Genomic DNA, 25,384 nt, shown 5'->3' with positions numbered 1-25,384 from the left:
TTTTTGGCTCTTGTGAATAAATAAAAAAGATGGCTATTTAGCCATCTTTTTAGCTTCACAAACTATCTGTTTTTTCTAATCATTCTCCGATTCTGATTATCCTTTTGGAGGACGTATTGCTTAATCAGTTCAACTACTTGCTTATTTTGTGGCAAACTTGAATGCTGTGCGTCAAGTCCTGTAACTGTCATAGCCGTAAAATGAGCAACTTGTTTTTGGAAAACATACTTAGCTGCTTCCACGCTATTTTCAGGTACCAAGCCATCTGATTCATAATTTTCTCCACCAGAAATTGAATAAACCGTTAAGCTTCTAGGAATCTTAGACTTATATTTGATAAAGTCTGTTAACATTTGCGTTTTATTTTTGATGTTACTTTCACTAAAGTTATATGGACTACCTAAAGTCATCAAGACTTTAACTTTTATAATACTTGCATACTCACTATAGTAGTGCTCTAACCAATAAGTCCAAATAAGGCCTCCATTGGAATGTCCAAATGCCTTAAAATTATTAAACTTGTATTGCTTTGATAAGGCGTTAAAGGCTATATTCAGCCATTTAGCTTGCTTTTTGATATTGCTATAGCCATCATGATTATTTTTAAATCCCACTACAATAATTGGCTCTTGATCTTGCTTGCTGATAGAACCAGAATATGTCAGACTTCCATCCGTACCAACATTTACTTTTAGCAAACTATGCTTACGATCGGTTTTTTGATTTAGTAATTTAACTAATTGATTAAAGCGTTCTGTTGTAGCGCTAGATCCTGGAACCATAATTACAGGCGAAAGTTGAGAATTATGGCGCTGAGCACGAGCTTTATTAGATGAATTCATCCATATAATAGTTGGAATTGCCGTCGCTATAACCACTACTAGAGCAGCCAATATCCAGCAATAATCTTTATTTAGTAGCTTTTTGGGCATGAGTTTTTTCATTATTACCTAGCTCCTCTTTGATAATCTTTTTCCGTCCCTTAAAGCTGATTACCCGGCTATCTTGTAAGGTATCAATTTCAGCAATCCGCTTTTGCACATTCATATTTATTTTATAAAAAGGCATAACAATATAAATATCTAATACTACTAAGGCAATCGTCATTACCAAAGCCTGCCATGAACCGTTAGTTCCAATATATGGAATTAATACTCCTGGCGTTCCAGCTAAGACTGGATAAACGCTAACTGGAATTAAATGTAAGGCAATTGCTAATGATGAAATTACAATATTAACTAAAGGAATAACTAAAACTGGCAAGACTAAAAGTGGATTCAAATAAATTGGAAAGGCTACCCAAAATCCATTGAAAGCTCCAAAAAGGGCAGGAAAAATTGAAGCTTTTGCAATTAACTTATTTTGACGACTTTTATCTAATAGCAATACTGCAATAATCAAACTAACGGTAAAAGCTGCGCCAGACAAAGTGCCATATGATTGCACTAAGTTGGAACCTAAATACTTAAATGGCACATTCCAGCTAGAGCCATGAGTCAAGGCATAGTTAAAATTAGCTGTTGCAGCGCCACCATTTTGGCCTGACATCGCTAATTCTAGTGGCGTTCCAATCCCTAACCAATGCAAAAAAATTGCTAATAAAACTAAAGGGACATTAATCAATAAGTTATTACTTGTAATAAGCTTATCCGCCAAAATAGTGACAATATTAGAATTAAAGATTTTAACCTGTAAAATATAAATTAAAATTGCTACTATTATCGCCATTAATAAAGAAGCGGTAATTGGCTTAATTGCAGCAAAAGCACGTTCCTTGATATCAGATACGTGTTCCATTCGTTTTTGAGTGTGGTCTTGACCTAAGAAATGATAAACTTGCCCTACCAAATAACCTATTAACAGCGTGACAAACATTCTTTTTATAGACAATAACTGCAAATTAATCGTACCGAATTCATTATTCACACCTGGATTTCTTATGAAAAAGATTGCGATAATCGCAGTAATACCTGCAAGTTTTGAATCTTTGTTATAAATTCTGGCAGTATAAAGAGCCATAAAATATGCAGCATAAACGCCAAAAAGGCTAAAAATAGCAAAAATTACTCCATTACTAGCAAACCGAGCTACCTGGAAAAAGGCTCTTGGGAATACTTTTCCTAAGTTTAAAATGTTGAAAAATAAACTATCATGACTTAGCAAAATTTTTGAGAACATCTGAAAAAATGCCCCAATCAAAGCAAAAGGCATAATCATCGCAAATGTTCTTTGAGCTGCTCTAAAAAAGACACGCTCACGCATCCTTAAAAGAAGCTTTACTAGTTTTTGTTCCATTTATATATCCACTCCTAGTTTTTATACAATAATTTTATCATTACTCCTGCTATAAGGCAGGTTAAAACAATTGATGTTATAATAAAAATAAAAAGGGGAGTGGAGCTTTATGACGAAGAAGATAGAATTAGACCCTGAAATTGAGCGCTTAGTATCAACTTATTGCGATAAGATGCATCTAGACTTCAACTCTTTAACTAATAAAGCATTAAAATATTATATTGTTAATAAGCTTAGTTCTAAAGAAGTTCGTCAGGCGAAAAGAAATAATGAACCTGATACTAAACTTATCAATGACTTATTCCAAAGTAACTATGGACCTTGGATAAATGATTAAACTGCCTTTAGCGACAGTTTTTTTTATGGAATTGTAATGATTACTTATAAATGAGGTGAGCTTTTGAAAAAACGAATTGATCCTGTTAAATTGCAATATTTACTCTTAGGAAGCTTAATCGCCAATACTGGAATTAGTTTTATTTGGCCCTTAACTACTATTTATTTAACCAAAAACTTGCATGAATCTTTAACGATGGCAGGGATTGTGCTATTCTTAAACTCTGCTTTTACTTTATTAGGTAATTTATTTGGAGGGCAATTGTTTGATCGTTGGCATCCCTTCCAAACCATTGCCACTGGTGTTTTCATCGCAATGGCTTCAACTTTTTGCTTAATTTTTTTAAACGGCTGGCCATATTATGCAATTTTCCTATTAACTCTAGGGATTGGCAATGGAATTGTTGTAACTAATCTGAATTCGATTGCGACTTTGATGCGCTCTCGCAATCCTAGTTATGTTTTTAATGCCCTTTATTTCACTCAAAATTTAGGTCTAGTCTTCGGCTCTTTAATTGTCGGTTTTATTTTGCCTTTAGGGATTGACTACCTTTTCATGCTAGCCTTTCTGATGTTTCTGCTATTTGAAATTATCATTCTTGCTACTTACCGTAACTTAAATGCAGCTAGACTTGCCCATCATACTAATATTCGACAATCTTCAAATAAAGAAAAGATGGCCAAGGCGCATTTAATCCAAATTTTTGCGTTAATGCTCTGCGTCTTATGTGTTTGGATTGCTTATGAACAGTGGAACTCTAATATTTCAACTTATATGTTAAGTTTGGGTATGAAAGTACAGCAATATTCAATCTTGTGGACTTTAAATGCGATTTTGATTGTAATTTTTCAACCAATTTTAACTCATTTTGATAACTTCTTAACAGATCATTTGTCCGCACGTCTGTGCTGGGGCACAGCCTTATTTGCGATTGGCTTTTTACTATTACTTATCAGCCAACAATGGCTATCCTTTGCTCTAGCTATGGCCACTTTAACTATTGGTGAAGTATTTTCACTACCTGCAGTTTCAACTTATGTCAACCAACGTGCCATCGATTCAGAAAAAGGTCGCTATCAAGGATTCGTTCAATCAGTAACTTCAGCCGGTCGAGCAATTGGGCCCTTAGTTGGAGCCTTATTAATTGAAAACTTAAGTTACCAAGCACTATTTATTTTTTGTACAACAATCATTATCATTGCAATTACAATTTTCGCTATTACAGATCAACTAAAAGTAAAGGAAGATTAGATGGATTCAAAAATTAATCAAAATCCTGTTAAGACACCGCTCTTATTACTCGGTTCACTTATTTATAATATTGGGATTAGCTTTATTTGGCCCTTAACTACTATTTATATGCACCAATATCTCCATCAAACCTTGACTGTTGCAGCAATTATTTTACTTTTATATTATGGAACAACGCTTTTAGGTAATGAAATTGGTGGCTGGATTTTTGATCGAATTACACCCTTTAAAACAATTATTTTAGGGGCATTTATTACCAGTTTTTGTACCCTAGCGATGTTTTTAATTCCAGCTTGGCCCTTTTATCCAATTTTTTTGGTCGTTTACGGCATTGGTGATGGAATTGTTACTACTGCAATTAATTCAATTGCTACGACTATGAAAAGTCATGCATCATCTTACTTTTTCAATCTACTTTACATGACTCGTAATTTAGGACTCGTTGTAGGTTCACTTTTAGTTGGGCTTGTAACTATTTATGGCCCTCGTGCCTGGTTTATTTCTGCCTTTGGCTTTTTTGCAGTTTTCATTTTCTTAATCTTAGCCTGCTTTAAAAAGTTAGACCAGCATAACCTAGTTCAAGATATTGAACAAAAAAGCATGACGGTTGGTGTACAAAGGAGCTTCTGGGTTATTCTAAGCTTAATCTGCTGTATGTTCTTTTGCTGGTTAGCATATGAACAATGGGATTCTAACTTATCTGTTCATATGTTAAATAACGGAATTACAACAGCCCAATATAGTTTTTGTTGGACATTGAACTCTGCCTTAATTGCAATTTCTCAACCGATTTTAACCTACTTTGATGACTTTTTAAGTAAAAGAATCAATAGTCGCTTATACCTCGGTTTTGCACTCTTTGCTAGTTCTTTTCTAATCTTAATTGGAGCTAATAGTTACTGGCATTACTTACTCGCAATGTTTATTTTAACTTGTGGTGAAGCTTTAGCCTTCCCAGCAGTAAGTGCTTATGTTCATATGCATGCTCCTAAAAGTCAAGCTGGTCGCTATCAAGGATTAGTTTTAGCTGGAACTAGTGCCGGGAGAGCTTTAGCTGCTTTATTCGGGGCCGTTTTACTTAACTTTGTTAAAATGCCAACTTTGCTTTTAATTTTGGCTAGTTTAATCATATTAGCTCTTATCAACTTTATTATTTTCAATAACCTAACAAAAAAGGACGCCTAAGCGTCCTTTTTATTTATCTCTCAGCTAAACTCAATGGCATCCGTTTCAAAATAACTTGAGCCAAAACAATCATAGCAATTGAAATTAATATTGCACTTGCAATTTCTACCAAATTAAAGCTACCAAAAGCCACTGCTCTTAATGCCTTCAATTGATAAGTTAAGGGATTAATTGCTGACAAAATCTTGATAATAAGTGGGGAATTATCACTAAAAACATACAAGGTTGGTGCTGCATATGAAATTGGTGAAAAAATTAAAGTCATTACCACATCACGTTGCTCATATGATGAAATTCTAGTACTTAAAATAATGCCTAGAGTTGACCAAAATTCAAGCGAAACAATTAAAACTAGGAGTGATAAAAGTAAGTACCATAAATTATAAACACCACCAGTTAATAGCCCTAAAACAATTAAAATTGCACTTTGAAATAGCAGACCAATAATAGGGAAAAAGCTCATCCCAGCAAGATAATGCCAAGGTTGTACCCCATTAGTAAATTTAATTGCCAGTAAACCATACTCTTTATCAACTGTTGCCCGATACATCGCCTGTGACATTTGCGTCGTCATAAAGAAGGTTAAGACCCCAGTTAGTGCATATTGCTTATATGGCAGAGTAAAACCAGCATAATGAACTGCATTTAAATTTTCATTTAAGGCCATTACCAATAAGCCATAAGTAATCAGTGGTTGCATAAACATTGATAAAAGAAGGCCCTTATTATGGACAAAAGCGCGCCATTCATTATTAGCCACAATTTTAATTGATCTTAGTCCTAGTGAAATATTTCTAAATTTAGCAGGATTCATTTAGTTACCTCTTTCTTGCAAATACTTATCTCTCAAGCTAGTACTGTCAGCTAAAAAGTCCTTTAAACTACCAAAGAATTGTTGTTCATGTTCATTAATAAATAAAACCTGATCTGCATAACTTTCTAATAAAGTTAAATCATGAGAAGAAGTTAGAACTAAGGCACCATTTTTAACTTCAGTTTGTAAATAACGAAAGAGCTTCTCACCAGTTTCGACATCTAATCCAGTCGTTGGTTCATCTAAAATATAAATTTTAGGTTTACGGGCAATTTCCCGGGCAATTTGTACCCGTTGTTGTTGTCCACCAGAAATGTGGTCTACTGGCTTATCTTTCAAATCAACAATATCAAGTAATTCTAAGGCAAATTCTGCCTGCTTCTTTGCTACACTCATCTTACAACCAGCTAAAAGTGGTCCCTGAATAACATTGTCAAAAACATTTGTATACCAATCGATCAACTGACTTTGCGGACTAAAACCAACAGCATTAAAAGGATTCTTCTTATCGGTTTCAACTTGCCAGTTAATTTCTCCAGCTAAAGGTTTAACAATCCCAATCATTGTATTAATTAAAGTAGATTTTCCGGCACCATTTGCTCCGATTAAGGCAATAAATTTACCTTCTTCTAATTTAAAATTTAGATCCTTAACTACCGTAGTTGTTTTATAGCCGATTTGCAGCTTATTTGCAGTAATCATTTAAGCTTCCTCCTCCAAATAAGTCATTTTTAATTTAATTTATTTATTTTAATATTTTAATTTTTTTGTATTGCTATGTCAACCTTTTTCTTATAAAAAAGCAAGGCATCAAAGATGTCTTGCTCATAGATAATCAAAATTCAAATCGCTTGTTTTTTACAACAAAAAAGCCCAATTCCACCAACATCGGAACCAGGCTCACACAGTATGTACCATCACTTAAACTGACCACATATAATTAAGAGAAAATGTCTTTGCTACCGAAAAAGATATTTTCATAAGATGGTACATGTAAATATTAGCATAGACTCAAATTTTTAACAATTGTTTTTAAGTATAAATTATTTATAAAGTATCTTCTTGATTTCAGTTAACTGTTTCTTTTTTGCTATACTGTAACTAATTCTTTTAGTAATCGAGAAAGGAAGGAAAAATACTATGCGTGTTTTAGTAACTGGTGGTGCTGGTTATATCGGCTCCCATACTGTCCTTAAATTAATTGAAGATGGCAATGAGGTTGTCGTTTTAGATAATTTAGTAACAGGACATAAAGAAGCAGTTAACCCTCAAGCCAAATTTTATGAAGGCAGTGTTCTTGATACTAACTTAGTCTATGATATCTTAACTAAAGAAAAAATTGATGCCGTAATTCACTTTGCAGCTTATTTACTTGTAGGTGAATCTGTTGAACAACCTTTAAAATATTATCACAACAATGTTACTGGCATGATTAATTTACTTGAAGCAATGCAAAAAGCCAATGTTAAGACCTTAGTCTTTTCTTCAAGTGCTGCAACTTATGGTGTTCCCGAAAAGTTGCCATTAACTGAAAAGTCACCAACTAATCCAATCAACCCTTATGGTGAAACTAAGTTAATGATGGAAAAAATTATGCGTTGGACTGACTCAGCATACGGCATTAAGTCAATTGCTTTACGCTACTTTAACGTTGCCGGAGCTAGTTTAGACGCCTCAATTGGAGAAGATCATGCCCCAGAAACTCACCTAGTACCAAACATTTTACTTTCAGCTGAAAAAGGCGATGGTAAATTCACTATTTTTGGCGATGACTATAATACTCCAGACGGTACTAATGTCCGTGACTATGTTCATGTTGTTGACTTAGCTAGTGCCCACGTCTTAGCTTTACATTACCTAGGAAAAAATCGTCAAAGCGAAATTTTTAACTTAGGTTCAGCTCACGGTTTCTCAAACTTAGAAATCTTAAAGAGCGCCATTAAAGTTACTGGCATTGACATCCCTTATACAATGGGACCACGCCGACCAGGTGATCCAGATTCTTTAGTTGCTGATTCAACTAAGGCTAGAACAATTCTCGGCTGGAAGCCAAAATATGATAATATCGATGATATTATTGCTAGTGCCTGGAAATTTGTTCAAACTCATCCCCACGGCTATCAAAACTAATAGCAAAATAAAAAGCAAGAATCTTATGATTCTTGCTTTTTTCTAACCAATAATTAATGGTGTTAATTTATTCATTTCAGCTCGTAATTTGTAAAAGTTACCAGTTTGATAATTAGATTGAACGATAATGGCATCTTGTCCATCATTTGAAGTTCTTACAAAGGTATAGTAACCATCACTGGCACCATTTGCTCCCTTAAAAGATGAATTATTGTAAAAGCCACCATTGTAAAAGCCAGGGGGATTCCCCTTAAAAATGATTTGCCGGCTTTGCTCTGTCAAAATATTACCAGACAAAGCATCTTTTAACACCTTATATAAATCCTGATTAGACATAGCTAGTGAGCCTGCACCAAGTTCGCCATGAATCTCATTCAAATCAAGCTTGGTTTTATTAACTTTACCATTTGAGCCCACACTATATCCTGAAACAAAATTAATATTAGCTAAAATCCTAGCCTTGCTCCAAACAAAAGCTGTGTGTTTTAACTTTAAACGTTTAATGAAGTATTTCTCAACTAGTTTTTCATAGCTAGTGTGGTTAACTTTAGCTACGATTCCACTCAAAAGTACATAGTTCAAAGTTGAATAAAAACTTTTGCCTAACATTTTGGAATCGAACTGAGTATTAGCTACGGCATATTTAAAGTTTTTAGCATCACTAACAAAAGGTACTGTACCTAACTTAACTTTATCTTTCAAAGTTAAACCTGAAGTCATTTGTAATAAGTTAGCTATGGTAACTTTATTACCACCTGGGATATTAGGATAATACTTAGCCACCTTATCATTTAAACTCATCTTACCATCTTGAACTGCTCGCATTACTAATGTAGCAGTCATAAATTTTTGGACGGAGTTAATTAGATAACTAGTGTCAGTCTTATTCGCTGTAGCATAATTCATAGCTACTTTGCCATTCTTAATTACCAAGACGGAACCATGAAAAGCTAATTTATTTAAAGACTGGCGCACTATTTTTCTTTTAAAGAGCTAAGTCCACCTTTTTCAGAATTGGTTGATTCATTGATTTTTTTAACTTTAGTTTTGTTTTGCCAATAGCGAGTAAAGAAATAATTATCGATATGATAATCAATAGGTACATCCTTAGTTTGCATAAATGGCTTGACATACTTATCAACTGCAATCCAACCATTCCAACCTAAGTGAATTGTATCTTGCATGAAGTACTCTTTACGCCCATCTTTAGACAAGTCTGCAATATTGTAAAAGCCTTGCTTTACAAGCTGATACTTAATCTTAGCAACAGACTTTTGGTACATATCTTTATTAAGACCAGTGTAATTAGCCCACTTATCATTAATCGGTGGAATAATGAACAAGACATTAGTATGTTGACTAGCAAATTGCTTAAGCATCAACTCAAAGTCTGAATATTCAACTGATTTAACATAATCAAACTTAGCTTGACTACCCTTTAGTTTCTTTAATTCCTTTAAGTTTAAGCGGGTCTTAAAGAAGGTATTATCAATTGCAAATTTATTATTAGTTGTATGCTTCTTTCCTTGTGCATTAGCAACCTTAGTTAAACCAGAAACTGAATAATTATCAGGTAATAACTTAGCTTGATTCTTAATGTGGTTAATCCGGTCAGGCAATTGGAATGTACTGAAGAAAGTATCTTCATTTATCAAAACTCGACGACGCAGCTTTAGCCACAATCTTTGTTCTTTTGAAAGCTTTTGACCTGAAGCAATCGTCATCAAGGCATACTTGATAGTCTCTGTTGATTTCCCACTTGGCATTTGCAAAAGACGGCGAGCTGCATATCTAGTAGCAATGGAGTCCTTGGCATCTAATAAGAAGTCGATTGCTTGTAAGTTTGAATAGTATAAACTGAAAGCTTGTTTATTTTGACCATGCTTGGTAAACCATTGTGGTGAAATAATTACAACAGCTTTTTTGTTAGTTAATTCAGACTTAGTTCCCTGCATCCCAAAGTATTGAGCTAATGACTGACTACCTGGACCTCCTAATAAGAAGGGAGTGTAGTTTCTCTTATACTTATAAGCTAAAACGCTTGGGTGAAGTGGGTCCATTCGTGAAAGTTCACTCGAACCATAAAATGGCACATAGTTAGAACTAAAAGCTTCTTGCTTCATCCGTTGACCCTTAAAAATTCGATCACCTTGTGAAGTAGCCGCTTCAAAAATACTATTAGCGCTATAAGTTCGGTCCCATGGGAAAAGCAATACGCAGACCAGTAATACTACTGCGCAAATGACTGGGCCGAAGATTTGCCACAGTCTACGTTTGTTACTCATTTTCTAAACTTTCTACCTTTGCCACAATCTTGTTTGGAGTATCCCATTCTTCACGGTTAAATTCTGATACTGGAACTTGAATACCAGTTTCTTCTTGTAAGTTCAAAAGCATTTGAACTGTTGCTAATGAATCAAGTAAACCATTTTCAAAGATATTTTCATCCATTTGGTCACTTAAATCTTCACCAGTTAAATCTTCTAAAACGTTTAAAACAACTTCTTTTGCATCCATAATAAAATCTATCCCTTTCTAGTTACTTCCTAATGGTGCATTGGATGGAACCATAAGGTGTCTAAAAATCCTGAGAAAATCAAGAAACTAAAACAAATAACATTAAATGTAATAAAAATTGCCAATGCCTTAGTATATTTGTTACTTGGCAATTGCTTTTTATGCTTACGCTTAAATCTTAACCAATAATCATTAATAATGATAGCGCAGGCATGGAAAATACCATAAACAACGTAATACCAAGTTACCCCATGCCAAAAGCCCATGATTAAGAAGTTAATTAAATAGGCTACTTGAGAGAGGCGAATTCGGTTTTTGAATAACTTTTTCTTCATAGCAAAAAAAGTAAAGCGCATGAAGATAAAGTCTCTAAACCAAAATGATAAAGTCATATGCCATCTATTCCAGAATTCCTTAATATTTGGTGAACTAAATGGCTTATTAAAGTTCATTGGTGTCTTAATCCCCATAAAATATGAGGTTGAAACTGCAAATAATGAATATCCGGCAAAGTCAAAGAATAAATACATACTGTAGCAGTACATATATCCGACTAAGGCCCAAGATAAACGTAATCCGCCATTAATTTTACCATTAACAATAGCTGCTTGTGCTAGTTGTGGCAATAAGTATGTTCCAAAGAACCATCCTAAAACAAACTTATACAAGAAACCTTGGAAAAGATATTTAACAGCCTTTTCCAAGCTATCAAGATAATCTGATCTACTTGGAGCTTCATTAAAATCTTTAGCAAAGCGGCGATAACGATCAATCGGACCAGATGAAATTACTGGGAAGAACAATAAGAAGCGCGCATATAAAATTGGGTCTACTTCTTTAATTGTTCCGTCTCGAAGTTCCATAATAACTTGAACTGTCTTAAAAGTTAAATAAGACACACCCAAAAATCCAATTGTTATTGACTCATTGGCTGGAATTACCGGAGCTAATTTTACTAGTGTTAATGGCAGAATTGCCAAAATTACAAATAGTGAAAAAATACTAGTCTTTTTACCACCATTTTTGACGTATTTTTGGAAGGCAAAGGTAACCAAAAATTGGTAGACAATATATCCTAGCAAGGTTACTCCTTGCACCCACTTATCGCCGCCAAAAGTTAAAACTAAGAAAACAATTGAAAAGATTGCTTCATATGTCTTAAACCGACGACCAAAATAAAGTCCAATTATTAACGGTAACAGCAGCAAGAGCAATAATAAGAAATATTGCGGGTTACTGTATGGTTGTAAATTTATCAAGCGTTAACCTCCTTAATTACGGCCTTGATGTCAACCTTACCATTTTGAGAAATTGGCATATCATCACGATAAACAAAGCGTTGTGGAATCATGTATGGCATCAAGTTCTTAGCTAAGTCTTCACGCAAAATCTTAGTGATTTCAGCGTCAGAATACTTATCTTTAACACCATCATTTAATTCGATTTGCGCTATTAATTGCTTAACTTTGTGATCACGGTCATATTTTGGTGCCACTACACCATAACGAACCAAATCATTCTTACTTAAGTAGAAATTAATTTCTTCAAGCTCAATCCGGTAACCGTTAAACTTAATTTGGAAGTCAATCCGGCCACGGTAAAATAGCATATCGCCATCAAAAAATCCTGCATCCCCAGCGCGATAACTTGCATATGCTTGCTTTTCATCTTTAAAGAAAGCGGCCGTTGTCTTTTCTGGATTGTTCAAGTATCCCTTTGAAACGCTAGGACCAGTAATGATAATTTCACCTTCGCCTGGCTTTTCTCCCTTGCTTTCGTCGATAGTAATTTGGGTATCGTCTTTTACCTTACCAATTGGTAAACGATCATACTTAGCAAGTAATTCATCAGTAATTTCTACTTGGGTAACGGCAACTGTTGCTTCAGTTGGTCCATAAGTATTGAAAATCTTACTTTGTGGGAACTTCTTCTTTAAAGTTTCGGCACATTTATGAGTTAATTCTTCCCCGCAGAACAAGAAATGAGTTAAATCAGGATGGTGTTCACCATTAAATGTAGGATCTAAGAAACACATTTGAGCAAATGAAGGGGTTGATACCCAAACATTAAATTGTAACTTTGGTAAAGTGGAGAACAATTGACCCAAGTTTTCAGTTACATCATGTGGTAAAACAACTAACTTACCAGCAGTAACTAAAGCTGGGTATAAGCTCATCACTGACAAGTCAAATGAATATGGAGCTTGGGCTAAGAAACTAGGATTCTTAGGTAAGTCATAATCTTCAAGTTCCCAATTCACAAAACTTAGCAAGTTATCATGACTAATTTGAACACCCTTAGGCTTACCAGTCGTACCTGAAGTGAAAATAATATAGTAATTATCATCTCCAGCCACAAACTTGCTTTCATCGCATTCAAAGTCACCAGTTTCAAGTTCACTTGGTTTAACCACAGTTAAATTATCCAAATCAATATCAGGTAAAGTATCAATTGCTAAAACAACACTGGCTTTTGATACTTCTTGAATCATAGTTAAACGTTCAGCATTAGAATAGCTAGCAATTGGAATATAAGCATGTCCTGCTTTAACACAGCCTAAAAAGCTAGCAATCATTTCAAAGTCTTGCCCGCCCCAAATCATAATAGGTTCTTTAGCTGCAATGTCTAAGCTTGAAATTTTATGTGCCCATTCATCAGAGCGCTTTTTCAAATCTCCGTATGTATTGGTTGTTCCAAGATAATCATAAGCAATTCGGTTAGGTTCTTGAACTGCGATTTGATCAATCTTCTTGATAATGTTTTCAATCACTGGTAAAACCTCTATATTTGTTAAAATTCATTGTAAATAAAGTGCACTGAGTCAATCCCACTGTATTCGTAGAGATAAATGAGTGCAATTAATATGGCGAAGTAAAAAAGTGTTCTCAAGACAAAGCTAGTAATAGCTTGCTTGCGAGAAACGACCTTCTCCTCTTTCTTGTCTGTCATATTCTCACCTCTAATAACCTAAGGATATATTACAACAATGTTACAAAATAATGCCTATTGTATACCTATCTTTACAAAATATTAGTATCTTAACTAATTAGGAATCTTTTTAGCAGCCAAAAATAATGGAATAGATACCACTGGTGAAACGAATAAGATTGCAAAAATAGCCAGTCTAAACATTACTTTTCTATTATAGCAAAGGCCTGTCTGATTACTAAGCAAGATAACGGTTGCAAAAATAATTGTTACTAATAATTCAAAAATTGCCAAATTCGCTAATCCACTATTCAGTTGAAATAGCAATAAATACATTGAAGCTGGCACTAAACATAACCATCCCGCAATTTTAGTTAAAAAAACTATTTTCTTTTTAGTAGCATCAGTCATCGCGTTTCTCCTAAGTTTAATATGTTGCGAATAACGCATTAATATTAATTGATAAAATTCGATCCATAATCGTAATTTGTGAACGGGCGTAATTTTTTGAACCTGATTCAAACAAGCATAGTAACTGACCATGCTCAACTGTTAATTGCTCTAAATATGGTGGCATATCAATTACCTTTTCGGCATTCTTTTCATCCAGTGAATTTAAAGCATTAGTTGAAAAAATATATAGTTTAGAATTTTGACTGCCATATGATTGTGATAAGAAAATCTTATCTTGGTAAAAAGCTATCCCTTGAATTTGTTTGTCCATGCTAGCTGAGCCACTAGCCGTTGACCAAGCAGCTGAACCGGTACTTGCTTTAATTTCATTAGTTGTAATCGAACCCTTAAAGTTTCCACTTCGAGCAATTGGATAAGCAGCTACAGTCCCTTTTTCATACATATTAAAGAAGCCGACAAATAATTGATTATCAAAATAGGTCACAGTTGAAGCTCTAGAAATACCTGGTAAAGCCATCCGGTTATTATACTTAATGGGTTTTCTTCCTTTATACTCTATCAAAGCCTTCAGCGGAAAAGAAGCTAGCGCTGATTCATCTCCTAATGAACTAGTTAGCCAGATATTTTGAGCAACTGGATCATACGCAATCCCTCCTAGGTGCGGCCGACCAGGTACTTGAACAGTTTTAAGATACTTACCGGTATTTTTATCTAAGACCCAAATAACAGAGGCATGTTCATGTTTCCCATCATATGCAGTAATTAAGAGGTACTCTCCAGCTATCGCTAAGCCTTGTGGCGTCATATTTCCGCTAGTTTCAAACTTTTTATTTTTGAAGTTAAAGCTTTTAGTTGATACTAGTCCTGGAATAACCACGTTTTTTCCGACGTTTGTTAGACTAGGTGTATTAAATGAAACATTATATATGAAAGGATAATTTTTACGAATTTTCTTTTCATATTCTGCTTCACTATACCAAGCTGGACTAATACTAGTTCCATCTTTTGCCTTCTTAACTGCTGGCCTTTTACTAATTAAGGCCTCATACGCACTATAGCGCTGATATGATTGATATAAACGATATGCTCCATAAAAAGTTGCTAATAGAAATAGACACAAAAAGCAAACTCGAAAAACTTTTTTGAGCCACTTCCCCACGAATATCACGTCCTCATCATGTATTAGTGTCTATTATACCTGAATATAAGAAAAAAGATTCCCGAATTAAATTCGAGAATCTTTTTAGGCTTTTAATTTTAATACTTAGCTTCCCACTTAATTGCCTTAATTGCAGCTTCAGCATCCTTAACACTGTCATCAGCTAACCCTTGCTTAATAGCAGTTTCGCAAACAGCCTTAGCGACAGTTTGAGTAAAGGTATGAATTTGTTTTACTGGTGGTAAAACGGCTGCACCTGGCTTAGTAGTATCAACTAAGCCACCAAGTGAGTGAGCTGCGGCAGAAATCATTTCATCACTAACAAGTTTTGCCTTAGCAGCTAAGACGCCCAAACCTACACCTGGGTAAATTAAAGCGTTGTTAGCTTGACCAATTTCGTAATTTACACCCTTGTATTCAGTTGCTTGAACTGGAATACCAGTAGCAATTAATGCGCGGCCATCAGTCCACTTAAGTAGGTCATTTGGCATAGCTTCAATCAACTTAGTTGGGTTTGAAATTGGGAAAATAATTGGTCTTTCAGTATTAGCAGCCATTGCTCTAATTGCACCTTCAGTAAAGGCACCTGGAGTAGTTGAAGTACCAATCATCACGCTTGGCTTAACTGCCTTAATGATAGCTTCAAGATCAGTTAATTCTTCACTATTTTCAAATTCACTACGTTTTCTGACAAATGGCTTTTGTTCTGGAGTTAAACCTTCAGTATCTTCAAATAATAAGCCTTGCTTATCAACTAAGTAGAAGTGCTTTCTAGCTTCTTCATCACTTAAGCCTTGAAGTTTTAATTCCTTAAAGAGTAAGTTAGCAATTCCCATACCAGCAGTTCCGGCACCGAAAGTTAAGAACTTTTGATCAGTCAATTTTTGACCAGAAATTTCAAGTGCACCTAAAACACCAGCTAAGCAGACAATTCCTGTACCTTGAACGTCATCATTGAAGACAGGAATATCATTACGGTACTTATCTAAAATCTTGGTTGCATTGTCACGGCCGAAGTCTTCAAAGTGAATGTATACTTCTGGGAAAAGCTTACGTGCACTCTTAACGAACTTATCAACCATGTCGTAGTACTTTTCACCAGTAACACGCTTGTGCTTAAGACCTAAATAAAGTGGATCATTTAATAAAGTTTCATTATTAGTACCAACATCAAGTGAAACAGGTAAAACTTGGCTTGGATCAATTCCTGCAGCAGCAGTATAAATCATTAACTTCCCAACAGAAATGTTAACACCATTAGTACCCCAGTCACCGATACCTAAAATACCTTCTGCATCAGTAACAACGATTAAACGAATGTCACGACCATCAGCGGCATTCTTTAAGCTTTCTTCAATTTCATCAGTATCATCAATTGAAAGAAATGCTGCTTCTTGTGGTAACATAAAGATTTCACTGTATTGTTCAATGGCAGGGGCAATTACTGGATCATAAACAATAGGAAGTAATTCTTCAATATGGTGACTCAATACGTAGTAGAATAAAGTACGGTTAGTGTTAAATACTTCCATTAAGAACTTACGCTTTTGCATACCATCAGGTCTAATTTTGTATTGGTCGTAAACTCTCTTAGCCTGTTGTTCAATAGTTTGAACGTCACTAGGTAAAGTACCAATCAAACCTAATTTTTTACGTTCTTCTTTAGTAAAAGCAGTGCCTTTGTTTTTAAATGGGTTGTGAATAATATCAATAGCTTTCATAAAACTCACCTTTCTGATAATTTGTCATATTTATCGCGTTTACAAGATGAGTTTATTATCCTAAATAATTTATTGTCAAAGGTTGCTTCTACCATAAATTTTATTTATATGAGGTGTAAAATGAACTTACAAGACTTAAAATATTTTCATGAATTAGTTAAGCAAAAAAGCTTTACTAGAACCGCTGAACGCTTTAACGTGAGTCAGCCAACTATTACTGCTGCAATTAAACGTTTAGAAGCCCAATTTGGTAGCCATTTACTAATTCGGGATCAGTCCCACAAAAAAATCATTATTACTAAAGCTGGAATGCAACTAGAACAACATGCTCAAGCCGTTATCAAAGAGATGGCAGTTGCTGAAACTGAACTGAAGCAAAATGCTGAAGAAGATATTTTATTTGGTTTGCCTCCTATTATAGGTGATCATTTTTTCCCAGCTTTTGCAGGCAAGCTATTAAAAGAAAATATTTTAAATCATTTAAATGTACTAGAATTCGGCTCAAATGAACTACTAAAAATGCTCTTGGCTGGTAAGATTAATTTAGCTTTGCTAGGCCTAGTTAATATTCATAGAAGTACAGATGTTAAATTAACAGTTTTAGCAAAATATCCTTTTAAAGTGATTGTTTCTAAAAATCATCCCTGGGCTAAGAAAAAAGGCCTTTACTTTAATGAATTAGCTGATCAAAACTTCATTAACTTAACAGAAGACTTCGTCCAAAATCGCGCTCTCCGGCATTTACAGGAGCAAAATAAGGTTACACTAAAAACAATTTATCGCTCTCCTGACGTGGCTATTATTAAATCTCTAGTTGCCCAAAATTTAGGAATTTCAGTCTTAACTTCACTTGCAATTGATGATACTCAAGACTTAGTAGCTCTACCTTTACTTGATGACAATAACCCTAGTTTTAACGTCGTTATTGCCACAAGAAACAACTATCTCCTTAGCCAAAAAGAAGAACAATTGTGGAATATTTTGACTCAATCATAAAATAAAAATATTTTCTTTACATTTATTAATATATTTCGTCAAAGTTTTTTCACAATTTCCCTCTAATATATAAACCATAGCAAACAGGAAGATCCCCCTGATGCTATAACATCCAACTTTTTTCATTCATTCTCCTCCAAGTAATGAAAATCAACTTTTTAATCTACATTCCCCAAGTAGATTCTCATATATATTCCTCAATACATGCCCTGCATTTTTGCAGGGTTTTCTCATGTCCATTTTTTGTCTTAAACATTTGATATATTTTTCTTTACCTTTTCTTAAGGATTAAGGCAAAATTTGTTCACAATTTGTCTTTATTATATAAACCATAGCAAGCAGGTAGACTTGCTATACTCCCACTTTTTATTTCATTCATTCTTACTCCTCCAAAGTAGATTGAAACCCTATATAGTCCCGCTTTTGCGGGACTTTTTTTATGCAAAAAGCTAGCTTTTCGATTAAAATTTAGATTAGTAGTTAGGAGGTCATATTTGATGTTTTCCCCTGAAATCCAAAAACTTATTTCTGAAAAGGCCGGTGCTTTTCTAATCCCTGCTTCCAAAATTGCCTTTGTCCAAGCCGATGCGCCACTTTATCATGCCTTTTTACTTTTAAGTAAAGTAAAATACGCTAAAATTCCAGTACTTGATTCTGAACAAAAGGTCGTCGGCTTAGTTTCTTTAGCGATGATTACCGAGAAAATGTTAACTAACGATGATATCGTTATTGAACCCTTGTCTAATTTAAAAGTAAAAGATGTTATGCAGACAAACTTTCCTGCCATTAACTTTGTGCAAACAACTTTAGAAAAACAACTTCACTTACTCATTGATAATCCTTTTATTCCAGTAGTTAATGATAGTGGCGTTTTCCAAGGTTTATTAACTAGACGAGAATGGATTAAAGCCTTTAATTATGTAGCTCATACAATTAATGAAAAATATGATTTTACACCTAAAGATGTTGGGAAATAAAACCAGCATCTTTTTTATTTGACACATTCTTAATTTATAATGATTATATTTTGCAATTTAGAATCATTCTAGTTTACAAATTGGATTCTTGGTGTTACATTTTATTCAGAACATCACTTTTCACCTATAAGGAGAAGGATTATGAAACATCAATGGAAATTAATTTGCGCCATTATCATCGGAATTGTTGGCGTAATTCTAGACTTCGGTCTACACTTACCAAATTTAACTGCTTTAATTGTTGATATTGCCGCTATTTTAATGGCGATTTCTATGCTAAAAGAAATGATTGCTGATATTCGCGCTGGCCGTTGGGGTGTCGACATCTTAGCGATTATCGCTGTTATTAGTACTGTAGCTGTAAATGAATTCTGGGCAGCCTGGATGATTTTAGTAATGTTAACTGGTGGTGAATCACTTGAAGATTACGCTACTAGCCAAGCTGATAAAGAATTACGTTCACTACTTAATAACACTCCTCAGCTTGCTAATAAGTTAGTTAACGATCAAATTCAAGAAGTTAAAGTTGACGACCTAGCAATTGGTGATCTCGTCTTAGTAAAACCAGGTAGCCAAGTGCCAGTTGACGGTGAAATTGTTGCTGGTGAATCAAGTTTTGATGAATCTTCTTTAACAGGAGAATCTGTTCCTGTTAATAAAAAGCCCGGCGATAAAATTATGTCTGGTTCAATAAACGGCAATATCGCTATTAAGATGAAGGTAATCAAAAAAGCCGCAGATTCTGAATATCAGACTATCGTTGCCTTAGTTAAGTCATCAGAAGCTAAGCCAGCCAAGTTTGTTAAAATGGCCGATCGTTATGCCGTCCCATTTACAATAATTTCATTAATTATCGGGATTTGTGCTTGGATAGTTTCTGGTAATCCAATTCGTTTTGCTCAAGTTATGGTTGTTGCTTCTCCCTGTCCGCTATTAATTGCAGCTCCTGTTGCATTGGTTAGTGGTATGAGCTCAATGTCAAAAAATCACATTATTGTTAAATCTGGTACCACCTTGGAAAAGCTGGCAAAAGCTAAAACTTTTGCCTTTGATAAAACTGGCACCTTAACCAAAAATGAATTGGTAATCGACGAAATCCATCCAGAAAATGGCTATACAGCTGATGAAATTCAAAGTTTAAGTGCCAGTGTTGAACAACAATCGAGTCATATTATTGCCACTAGTTTAGTTAAAAATACTTCAGCTCAAAACTTACTACCAGTAACTAACTTGAAAGAAAAAGTTGGTAACGGCGTTAGTGGTACCGTTGCTGGTAAAGAAGTTAAAGTTGGTAAATTAACTTATGTTGCTGCTAATCAACAAGCTAATACTAAAAATGCAACTACTATTTATATTTCCATTGATGGTAAATATGCTGGCTATATTAGCTTTAAAGATCAAATTCGCCCTGAAACTAGTGCAACTATCGCTAGCTTACGTAAGCAAGGTGCCCAAAGTATTATGATGCTAACTGGTGACCATAAAGCTGTTGCTAAAAAAATCGCAGCTAGCGCCGACATTGACGATGTTCGTAGCGAACTTTTACCTGCACAAAAAATTGCCGCTGTTAAGGAAGTCAGCGCTGAAAATCGTCCAGTAGTAATGACTGGTGATGGTGTCAATGATGCTCCTAGTTTGATGGCAGCTGATGTTGGTATTGCTATGGGTGCTAAAGGGGCAACTGCTGCTAGTGAAAGTGCTGATGCTGTAATTATGGTAAATGATTTGAGCAAAGTTAGTGATGCAGTCGCAATTTCTAAACATACCATGAAAGTAGCTCATGTGGATATTTTGACAGCAATTAGTATTGTTATTTTAATTGAAATTATTGCCTTTACAGGTATTATTCCAGCAATGGCAGGGGCCGTTTTACAAGAAGTTGTAGACTTAATTACAATTTGTCTTGCATTATTAGCCAAGACTACTCCCAAAATTATGAAAAAAAAGCCTACAAATCAAATACTTGCAAAGCAAGTTAAGTTTTCGTAGAATATTTAATTAGTTAAATATTAAATTTAGTGGTTGGAGTTTTTAAACTTTCAAGATTTGCTTCTTTGGGTCAAGAAGCCTCTTGGAAGTTTTTTTCTTTTCTCCTGCTTTTTGAAAGGATGAATTAACATTGCATTTTATCGGTGAATTAATCCTGATTTTGCTTGCAACTACAGTTTTAGGACAAATTTTTACACGGTTGAACTTGCCTCCAGTAATTGGTCAATTATTATCGGGTATCGTTTTGGGCCCAGCATTACTTGGAATAGTCCATTTAAACAATACTATCAGTCTATTTTCAGAGCTAGGTGTAATCTTACTGATGTTTTTAGCTGGTTTAGAGAGTGATTTAAACCTATTAAAAAAATACTTTAAGCTGAGCTTTTCCGTTGCCTTCATTGGCGTCATCTTGCCTGTAGTCTTCATGACAACTTTCACTTTATTATTTCACTTAGCCTTTTTAGAAGCTCTATTTATTGGGATTGTCTTTGCTGCTACGAGCGTTTCAATTTCAGTAGAAGTTTTACATGATGCCGGACAACTTCACACTAAACCTGGCGTCGCCATTTTAGGAGCAGCGGTTGTTGATGATATTTTAGCTGTTGTTGTTTTAAGCTTGTTTACTTCATTTTCACATGAAGGTGGCAGTAGCGGTTTAACTAACAATTTAGCTCTTAACTTCTTAATTGAAATTATTTATTTCGTTGTTGTCTGGTTTATCTTCAAATTTGTAACACCTTATTTCATGCGTTATGCCGAAAAGTTTGAAATTAACTACTCTGTTGTTATTGCTTCTTTAATCTTAGCCTTTACTTTAGCTTGGTTTGCGGATATCACCGGCTTAAGTGCAGTGGTTGGTGCCTTCTTTGGTGGACTTGCAATTCGTCAAACTCCTCAAGCCAAAGAAGTCAAAGATTCCGTTAGTGCAATTGGTTATTCAGTGTTTATTCCAGTATTTTTTGCGGGAATCGGCTTAGAAATGACTTTTGCCAGCCTAAGTAAAGATATGATTTTTATTATTGGAGCTACTATCCTAGCTTTATTATCCAAATTCTGGGCAGGCAAGTATACCTGCAAGTTTTATGGGTTTAATAAGGTTGATGCCAGCATTGTTGGTGCGGGTATGATTTCTAGAGGTGAAGTTGCTTTAATTGTTGCTCAAATTGGAATTTCGCATAAGCTCTTCCCACAAGATATTTATTCCAGCTTAATTTTAGTCATCATTGTTACTACCATCTTATCGCCATTTATTTTAAATTACTATATTAAGCAAAAGTCCATAGCTGAAGCATAAAATAAAAGAGCAAGCTTTCAAAAGAAAGCTTGCTCTTTTTTCGTTATATTAGCAATTTTTATTTTCCAATTAAGGAGAGCATTCCTAAAACTGCAACACAGTTATTTAAGATATGAACAATTATTGAATAACGTAAATCCTTAGTCTTTAAGTAAACTAACGCTAAAATCATCCCCATTGTAATGTAAACTACAGATGATTTTGATAGGCTAGGATCGTGCAAAAAGCCAAATAAAAATCCATTAAAGAAAATCCCTAGCCAAAAATTCAATTTGTTTTCTTTAGTAAAGAAAACATTGAAAAATAAACCTCTAAAAATAAATTCTTCAAAAATTGGTGCTAAAAATGCAGTGTATATGAAGAAAAGGATAGTTGCCTTGTTAGCAATCTTTTGTAATAATTCTTGGTTATTTGAGCTTTGACCATGAGTTAAGAATATACTTAAAATAATTTGAAGAGCCATGATTGCAACAAAACCTAAAATGCTAAGTCCGATTCTTTTAGAAGACCAATGAGGTTTTTGGTTAAAATTCCAATCATTATCATAATCAAGCTGCTTACGATAACAATAACGGAACAAGAAAAATAAAGCGATTGTTACAAGCACAGTTATAGCTATTATTGCTAGATAGAATTTATTTTGTTCCCAAGTCTTAGGTAAACTATAGCCTAGGAGCGAAAGTTCATATAAAACAAATAAAAGAACTGCTAGAGAAAGTCTTTTAACATAAGTCCAAAGTGACATAGAAACCTCCGAAATTAATTATTACTACAATGATATATAAAACAACCACTTAAATGCAAATACAAAACCTAGTTTACCTATAATTTAAAATTTTTTGTTATTCTTATAACAAGAATGGAGGTTGACACATGAATTTAACTGAATTAATCTTTCAAAAAATCAGCTCACACTTTGCCTTGTTCTTGGTTACAATTAGCTTAATTTTCTTTTTTGCCCTCTTTTTCTGGCTATGGTTAAGAGAACCACGGCGCTTACTAAATGGTAATATTTTAACTATTTCCCTGGCCATACTAGCTTTTTGGTTAAGCATTATTGTTTATGAATATGGGCCCCTTTGGCTACGCCTGCTCTGGTATGATGCACTTCTTGCGGGAATATTAATAATTTTATTAATTTCATCAGTTTCTTGGCTGTTGCTACTTTGGAATTCGTACTTCGTACTAAAACATGAAAGCCATACCCTTCCCAACTTATTAACTTTATTTCTAGGACTTGGTCTCGTCGCTTTTTGGTTTTACGGGGTTTTTACACGCTGGCTCCATGTTCCAGTTTATTTGATTCCAATTATCGGAATTGCACCAACTATTGCATTTTATCTACTGATAGTTATGTACAGTTTTCTAATTAATCTTTTCCTTTATCAATTTGTCCCGAAAAAATATCATGAAGACTACTTAATTGTCCTTGGAGCTGGATTAATTAACGGTGAAACTGTCACCCCACTTTTAGCCAAAAGAATTGATCGAGCAATTACTTATGCGCAAAAACAAGCTGCTAAGACAGGAAATTTCCCTAAAATTATTATGTCCGGTGGTCAAGGCTCTGATGAAAAGATATCTGAAGCTAAAGCAATGGAAAATTATGCTCTTACATTTGCTATTCCCCGGGAAATGATTCTCTTAGAAGATAAATCTAAAAACACTTATGAGAATATGCTCTTTTCTAAAAAGCTAGCTGAAGATAATTTTGGTAGTAAAAACTTTAAGGCTAAATTTTTCACTAACAATTATCACCTATTACGCGCCGGTATTTTAGCAAAACAGGCTGGACTTGATGCTAATGGGGTTGGTGCTAAAACTCGCCTTTATTATTTGCCAACCGCTACTTTAAGAGAATTTGCGGGAATTTGTATCTTACATAAAAAGCGTCATCTAGCTGTTATTTTACTGATAATCCTATTTTCATTACTAAATGCGGTTTTGTCCTATGTTAACATCCGTTAATATTCGTGATTAAGTCGTATCTCACACTTATAGCTGACCAAAGCTAAGATTTTTATGGGAATTTCTGCCGACGTTTCAGTTTGTATCTGAACAATGTTTGTAATCAATTTAAAAATAGTTCGCAATTTATCTTGACGAACTATTTTTTTATTGGTAAAACATTACTTGTAAGCTATTAAAGCTAACTTGGAGGTTTATATGAAGTTAAAGAAGATTTTTGTTACAGCTGTAGCCCTCGCTACTGCCGTTGTTGCCACTGCTTGCTCAAGCAGCAATACTGCTAAAAACAGTAGTAAGGCTTATACCCCTAAAAAGGTATTAAACGTACAATTTGTTCCTAGTTCTCAAGCAAGTACTCTTGAAGCTAAGGCTAAGCCACTTGAAGGCTTACTTAAAAAGCAACTTGGTATTCCTGTTAAAGTAACTGTTTCAACTAGTAACAACGCCTTAGTTGAAGCTATGCAATCCCACCAAGTTGATGTTGGTTTCTTGCCACCTGACTCATACGTTTTAGCTCACAAGCGTAACATCGCTGATGTTTTACTCCAAGCCGAACGTTTCGGTTACGATGAACCATCAGGTAAGATGAACAAGACTTTAATGGACAAATACCGCGCTATGGTTGTTGTTAAGAAAGGTTCAAAGATTAAGTCTTGGAAAGACCTTAAGGGCAAGAAGATTGCTGTTCAAGAATCATCTTCAACTTCTGGTTATGTTTTCCCTGTAGCTGAACTTTACAAAAAAGGATTAAATGTTGTTAAGGATTCTAAATTAGTTCAAGTTCAAGGTCACGACCAAGCAGTTTTGTCAGTATACAACGGTGACGTTGATGCAGCCTTTGTCTTTGCAGATGCAAGAAATATTGCAGCTAAGGATACTCCACAAGTTATGAAAGACGTTGTGCCTATTTACTTCACTAAGTGGATTCCAAACGACACCATTTCAGTTCGCTCAGATATGTCTAATTCATACCGTAACAAGCTTAAGAAAGCATTCAAGGCTATCATGAAGACTGCTAAAGGTAAGAAAGTTATGTCTAGTGTATACCAACATTTAGGTTACAAAGATTCTAAAGATTCTAACTTTAATGTTGTTCGCGAATACGAAAAAACTATCGACAAAGTAACTAAGTAATTTTTCTATAGATTATCCCTTTAAATCAAGGTATCAGCACAAAGCTGATACCTTTTTATTATTAAAAATTTGATAGTTATTCCACTTTTTCACATTTTTATCCACAAGATATTGTGTTATTTAAAAATATTTTTTCAAAATATTGTGTAATCCTTTATTGTTCTAGGTTTCTCACCCTCTTTGAGTACTTTTATAAATGTTGATATACCAAGGTTTATAGCGTTTTTCCCTTCTTTGACAAAATAAACATGGCCTGCTAGGCTAATTTTCGTTGT

24 protein-coding genes and 1 other annotated feature are annotated in these 25,384 nt (G+C 34.5%); of the genes, 10 read left to right on the top strand and 14 right to left on the bottom strand.

Going from position 1 to position 25,384, the window contains the following annotated elements; all coding sequences use genetic code 11:
* Nucleotides 1–62: 62 nt before the first annotated feature.
* Nucleotides 63–944, bottom strand: coding sequence for an alpha/beta hydrolase (locus tag H628_RS0102755; protein ID WP_027825093.1), 882 nt, complete (start codon nucleotides 942–944; stop codon nucleotides 63–65).
* Nucleotides 910–2,295 carry a PTS sugar transporter subunit IIC gene (locus H628_RS0102750; RefSeq protein ID WP_027825092.1) on the bottom strand — a complete coding sequence of 462 codons (1,386 nt, stop codon included), beginning with the start codon at nucleotides 2,293–2,295 and terminating at the stop codon, nucleotides 910–912. The genes H628_RS0102755 and H628_RS0102750 overlap by 35 nt, the downstream gene beginning before the upstream one ends.
* A gap of 109 nt (nucleotides 2,296–2,404) precedes the next feature.
* Here H628_RS0102750 and H628_RS0102745 point away from each other — a divergent pair, with 109 nt between their 5' ends.
* The 3 genes from H628_RS0102745 (at nucleotide 2,405) to H628_RS0102735 (ending at nucleotide 5,068) form a co-directional block, all read left to right on the top strand.
* On the top strand, nucleotides 2,405–2,632 hold the full coding sequence (locus H628_RS0102745) for a hypothetical protein (protein ID WP_027825091.1): 228 nt from the start codon (nucleotides 2,405–2,407) through the stop codon (nucleotides 2,630–2,632).
* A gap of 63 nt (nucleotides 2,633–2,695) precedes the next feature.
* On the top strand, nucleotides 2,696–3,883 hold the full coding sequence (locus H628_RS0102740; protein ID WP_027825090.1) for an MDR family MFS transporter: 1,188 nt from the start codon (nucleotides 2,696–2,698) through the stop codon (nucleotides 3,881–3,883).
* Nucleotides 3,884–5,068 (top strand): MFS transporter, encoded by a 1,185-nt coding sequence (locus tag H628_RS0102735; protein WP_027825089.1) that lies wholly within the window; start codon nucleotides 3,884–3,886, stop codon nucleotides 5,066–5,068. It begins immediately after the preceding gene.
* Nucleotides 5,069–5,081: 13 nt separating this feature from the next.
* Here H628_RS0102735 and H628_RS0102730 read toward each other — a convergent pair whose 3' ends face one another.
* Together H628_RS0102730 and H628_RS0102725 are read right to left on the bottom strand one after the other, a co-directional pair.
* On the bottom strand, nucleotides 5,082–5,882 hold the full coding sequence (locus H628_RS0102730; protein WP_027825088.1) for an ABC transporter permease: 801 nt from the start codon (nucleotides 5,880–5,882) through the stop codon (nucleotides 5,082–5,084).
* Nucleotides 5,883–6,584, bottom strand: a complete 702-nt coding sequence (locus H628_RS0102725; protein ID WP_027825087.1) for a metal ABC transporter ATP-binding protein — start codon at nucleotides 6,582–6,584, stop codon at nucleotides 5,883–5,885. It lies immediately after the preceding gene.
* A gap of 438 nt (nucleotides 6,585–7,022) precedes the next feature.
* On the opposite strand from H628_RS0102725, the gene galE reads away from it, so the two are divergent.
* Complete coding sequence (gene galE / locus H628_RS0102720; RefSeq protein WP_027825086.1) at nucleotides 7,023–8,012, top strand: UDP-glucose 4-epimerase GalE; 990 nt, start codon at nucleotides 7,023–7,025, stop codon at nucleotides 8,010–8,012.
* A 42-nt stretch (nucleotides 8,013–8,054) separates the two neighbouring features.
* On the opposite strand, the gene H628_RS0102715 is transcribed toward galE, so the two are convergent.
* The 9 genes from H628_RS0102715 to H628_RS0102675 all read right to left on the bottom strand — a co-directional run bounded on the left by H628_RS0102715 (nucleotide 8,055) and on the right by H628_RS0102675 (nucleotide 16,751).
* The gene (locus H628_RS0102715; protein WP_027825085.1) at nucleotides 8,055–8,987 is read right to left on the bottom strand and encodes a serine hydrolase domain-containing protein; all 933 of its coding nucleotides are present in this window, start codon (nucleotides 8,985–8,987) and stop codon (nucleotides 8,055–8,057) included.
* On the bottom strand, nucleotides 8,987–10,297 hold the full coding sequence (gene dltD / locus H628_RS0102710; protein ID WP_027825084.1) for a D-alanyl-lipoteichoic acid biosynthesis protein DltD: 1,311 nt from the start codon (nucleotides 10,295–10,297) through the stop codon (nucleotides 8,987–8,989). Before dltD ends, H628_RS0102715 begins: the two co-directional genes overlap by 1 nt.
* Nucleotides 10,290–10,529, bottom strand: coding sequence for a D-alanine--poly(phosphoribitol) ligase subunit DltC (gene dltC / locus H628_RS0102705; RefSeq protein ID WP_027825083.1), 240 nt, complete (start codon nucleotides 10,527–10,529; stop codon nucleotides 10,290–10,292). The genes dltD and dltC overlap by 8 nt, the downstream gene beginning before the upstream one ends.
* 29 nt (nucleotides 10,530–10,558) lie before the next feature.
* Nucleotides 10,559–11,788 carry a D-alanyl-lipoteichoic acid biosynthesis protein DltB gene (gene dltB, locus H628_RS0102700; protein ID WP_027825082.1) on the bottom strand — a complete coding sequence of 410 codons (1,230 nt, stop codon included), beginning with the start codon at nucleotides 11,786–11,788 and terminating at the stop codon, nucleotides 10,559–10,561.
* Nucleotides 11,785–13,299 carry a D-alanine--poly(phosphoribitol) ligase subunit DltA gene (gene dltA / locus H628_RS0102695; RefSeq protein ID WP_027825081.1) on the bottom strand — a complete coding sequence of 505 codons (1,515 nt, stop codon included), beginning with the start codon at nucleotides 13,297–13,299 and terminating at the stop codon, nucleotides 11,785–11,787. The genes dltB and dltA overlap by 4 nt, the downstream gene beginning before the upstream one ends.
* A gap of 20 nt (nucleotides 13,300–13,319) precedes the next feature.
* Nucleotides 13,320–13,478, bottom strand: a complete 159-nt coding sequence (locus H628_RS07525; RefSeq protein WP_081662439.1) for a teichoic acid D-Ala incorporation-associated protein DltX — start codon at nucleotides 13,476–13,478, stop codon at nucleotides 13,320–13,322.
* A gap of 93 nt (nucleotides 13,479–13,571) precedes the next feature.
* On the bottom strand, nucleotides 13,572–13,868 hold the full coding sequence (locus H628_RS0102685; RefSeq protein ID WP_027825080.1) for a hypothetical protein: 297 nt from the start codon (nucleotides 13,866–13,868) through the stop codon (nucleotides 13,572–13,574).
* 16 nt (nucleotides 13,869–13,884) lie between these two features.
* On the bottom strand, nucleotides 13,885–15,030 hold the full coding sequence (locus H628_RS0102680; protein WP_027825079.1) for a YncE family protein: 1,146 nt from the start codon (nucleotides 15,028–15,030) through the stop codon (nucleotides 13,885–13,887).
* A 98-nt stretch (nucleotides 15,031–15,128) separates the two neighbouring features.
* The gene (locus H628_RS0102675) at nucleotides 15,129–16,751 is read right to left on the bottom strand and encodes a malolactic enzyme (protein ID WP_027825078.1); all 1,623 of its coding nucleotides are present in this window, start codon (nucleotides 16,749–16,751) and stop codon (nucleotides 15,129–15,131) included.
* A gap of 120 nt (nucleotides 16,752–16,871) precedes the next feature.
* Here H628_RS0102675 and H628_RS0102670 point away from each other — a divergent pair, with 120 nt between their 5' ends.
* From H628_RS0102670 to H628_RS0102650, 4 genes are all read left to right on the top strand, one after another.
* Complete coding sequence (locus H628_RS0102670) at nucleotides 16,872–17,747, top strand: LysR family transcriptional regulator (RefSeq protein WP_027825077.1); 876 nt, start codon at nucleotides 16,872–16,874, stop codon at nucleotides 17,745–17,747.
* Between the two features lie 497 nt (nucleotides 17,748–18,244).
* Nucleotides 18,245–18,724: a cyclic-di-AMP-binding protein CbpB gene (gene cbpB / locus H628_RS0102660; RefSeq protein WP_027825076.1), complete on the top strand. Its 480-nt coding sequence runs from the start codon at nucleotides 18,245–18,247 to the stop codon at nucleotides 18,722–18,724.
* 141 nt (nucleotides 18,725–18,865) lie between these two features.
* Nucleotides 18,866–20,713, top strand: coding sequence for a heavy metal translocating P-type ATPase (locus H628_RS0102655; RefSeq protein WP_027825075.1), 1,848 nt, complete (start codon nucleotides 18,866–18,868; stop codon nucleotides 20,711–20,713).
* A gap of 31 nt (nucleotides 20,714–20,744) precedes the next feature.
* Nucleotides 20,745–20,792 (top strand) — a sequence feature (sodium ion sensor (DUF1646 type); this cis-regulatory element may regulate processes involved in with the transportation of sodium ions).
* A gap of 51 nt (nucleotides 20,793–20,843) precedes the next feature.
* A complete protein-coding gene (locus H628_RS0102650; RefSeq protein ID WP_027825074.1) occupies nucleotides 20,844–22,007 on the top strand; it encodes a cation:proton antiporter in 1,164 nt (387 codons plus the stop codon).
* Between the two features lie 58 nt (nucleotides 22,008–22,065).
* Here the strand turns inward: H628_RS0102650 and H628_RS0102645 are convergent, their stop codons facing one another.
* Nucleotides 22,066–22,752: a CPBP family intramembrane glutamic endopeptidase gene (locus H628_RS0102645; protein WP_027825073.1), complete on the bottom strand. Its 687-nt coding sequence runs from the start codon at nucleotides 22,750–22,752 to the stop codon at nucleotides 22,066–22,068.
* Nucleotides 22,753–22,880: 128 nt separating this feature from the next.
* Between H628_RS0102645 and H628_RS0102640 the strand changes: the two genes are divergently transcribed.
* Nucleotides 22,881–23,975, top strand: coding sequence for a YdcF family protein (locus H628_RS0102640; RefSeq protein ID WP_034538159.1), 1,095 nt, complete (start codon nucleotides 22,881–22,883; stop codon nucleotides 23,973–23,975).
* 198 nt (nucleotides 23,976–24,173) lie between these two features.
* The gene (locus H628_RS0102635; RefSeq protein WP_027825071.1) at nucleotides 24,174–25,109 is read left to right on the top strand and encodes a phosphate/phosphite/phosphonate ABC transporter substrate-binding protein; all 936 of its coding nucleotides are present in this window, start codon (nucleotides 24,174–24,176) and stop codon (nucleotides 25,107–25,109) included.
* Nucleotides 25,110–25,384 lie beyond the last annotated feature (275 nt).

This window comes from Lactobacillus psittaci DSM 15354, assembly GCF_000425905.1.
Lineage (GTDB): Bacteria > Bacillota > Bacilli > Lactobacillales > Lactobacillaceae > Lactobacillus > Lactobacillus psittaci.
The sequence above is the reverse complement of the archived record's forward strand: the minus strand, read 5'-3'. Positions and strand labels throughout refer to the sequence as shown.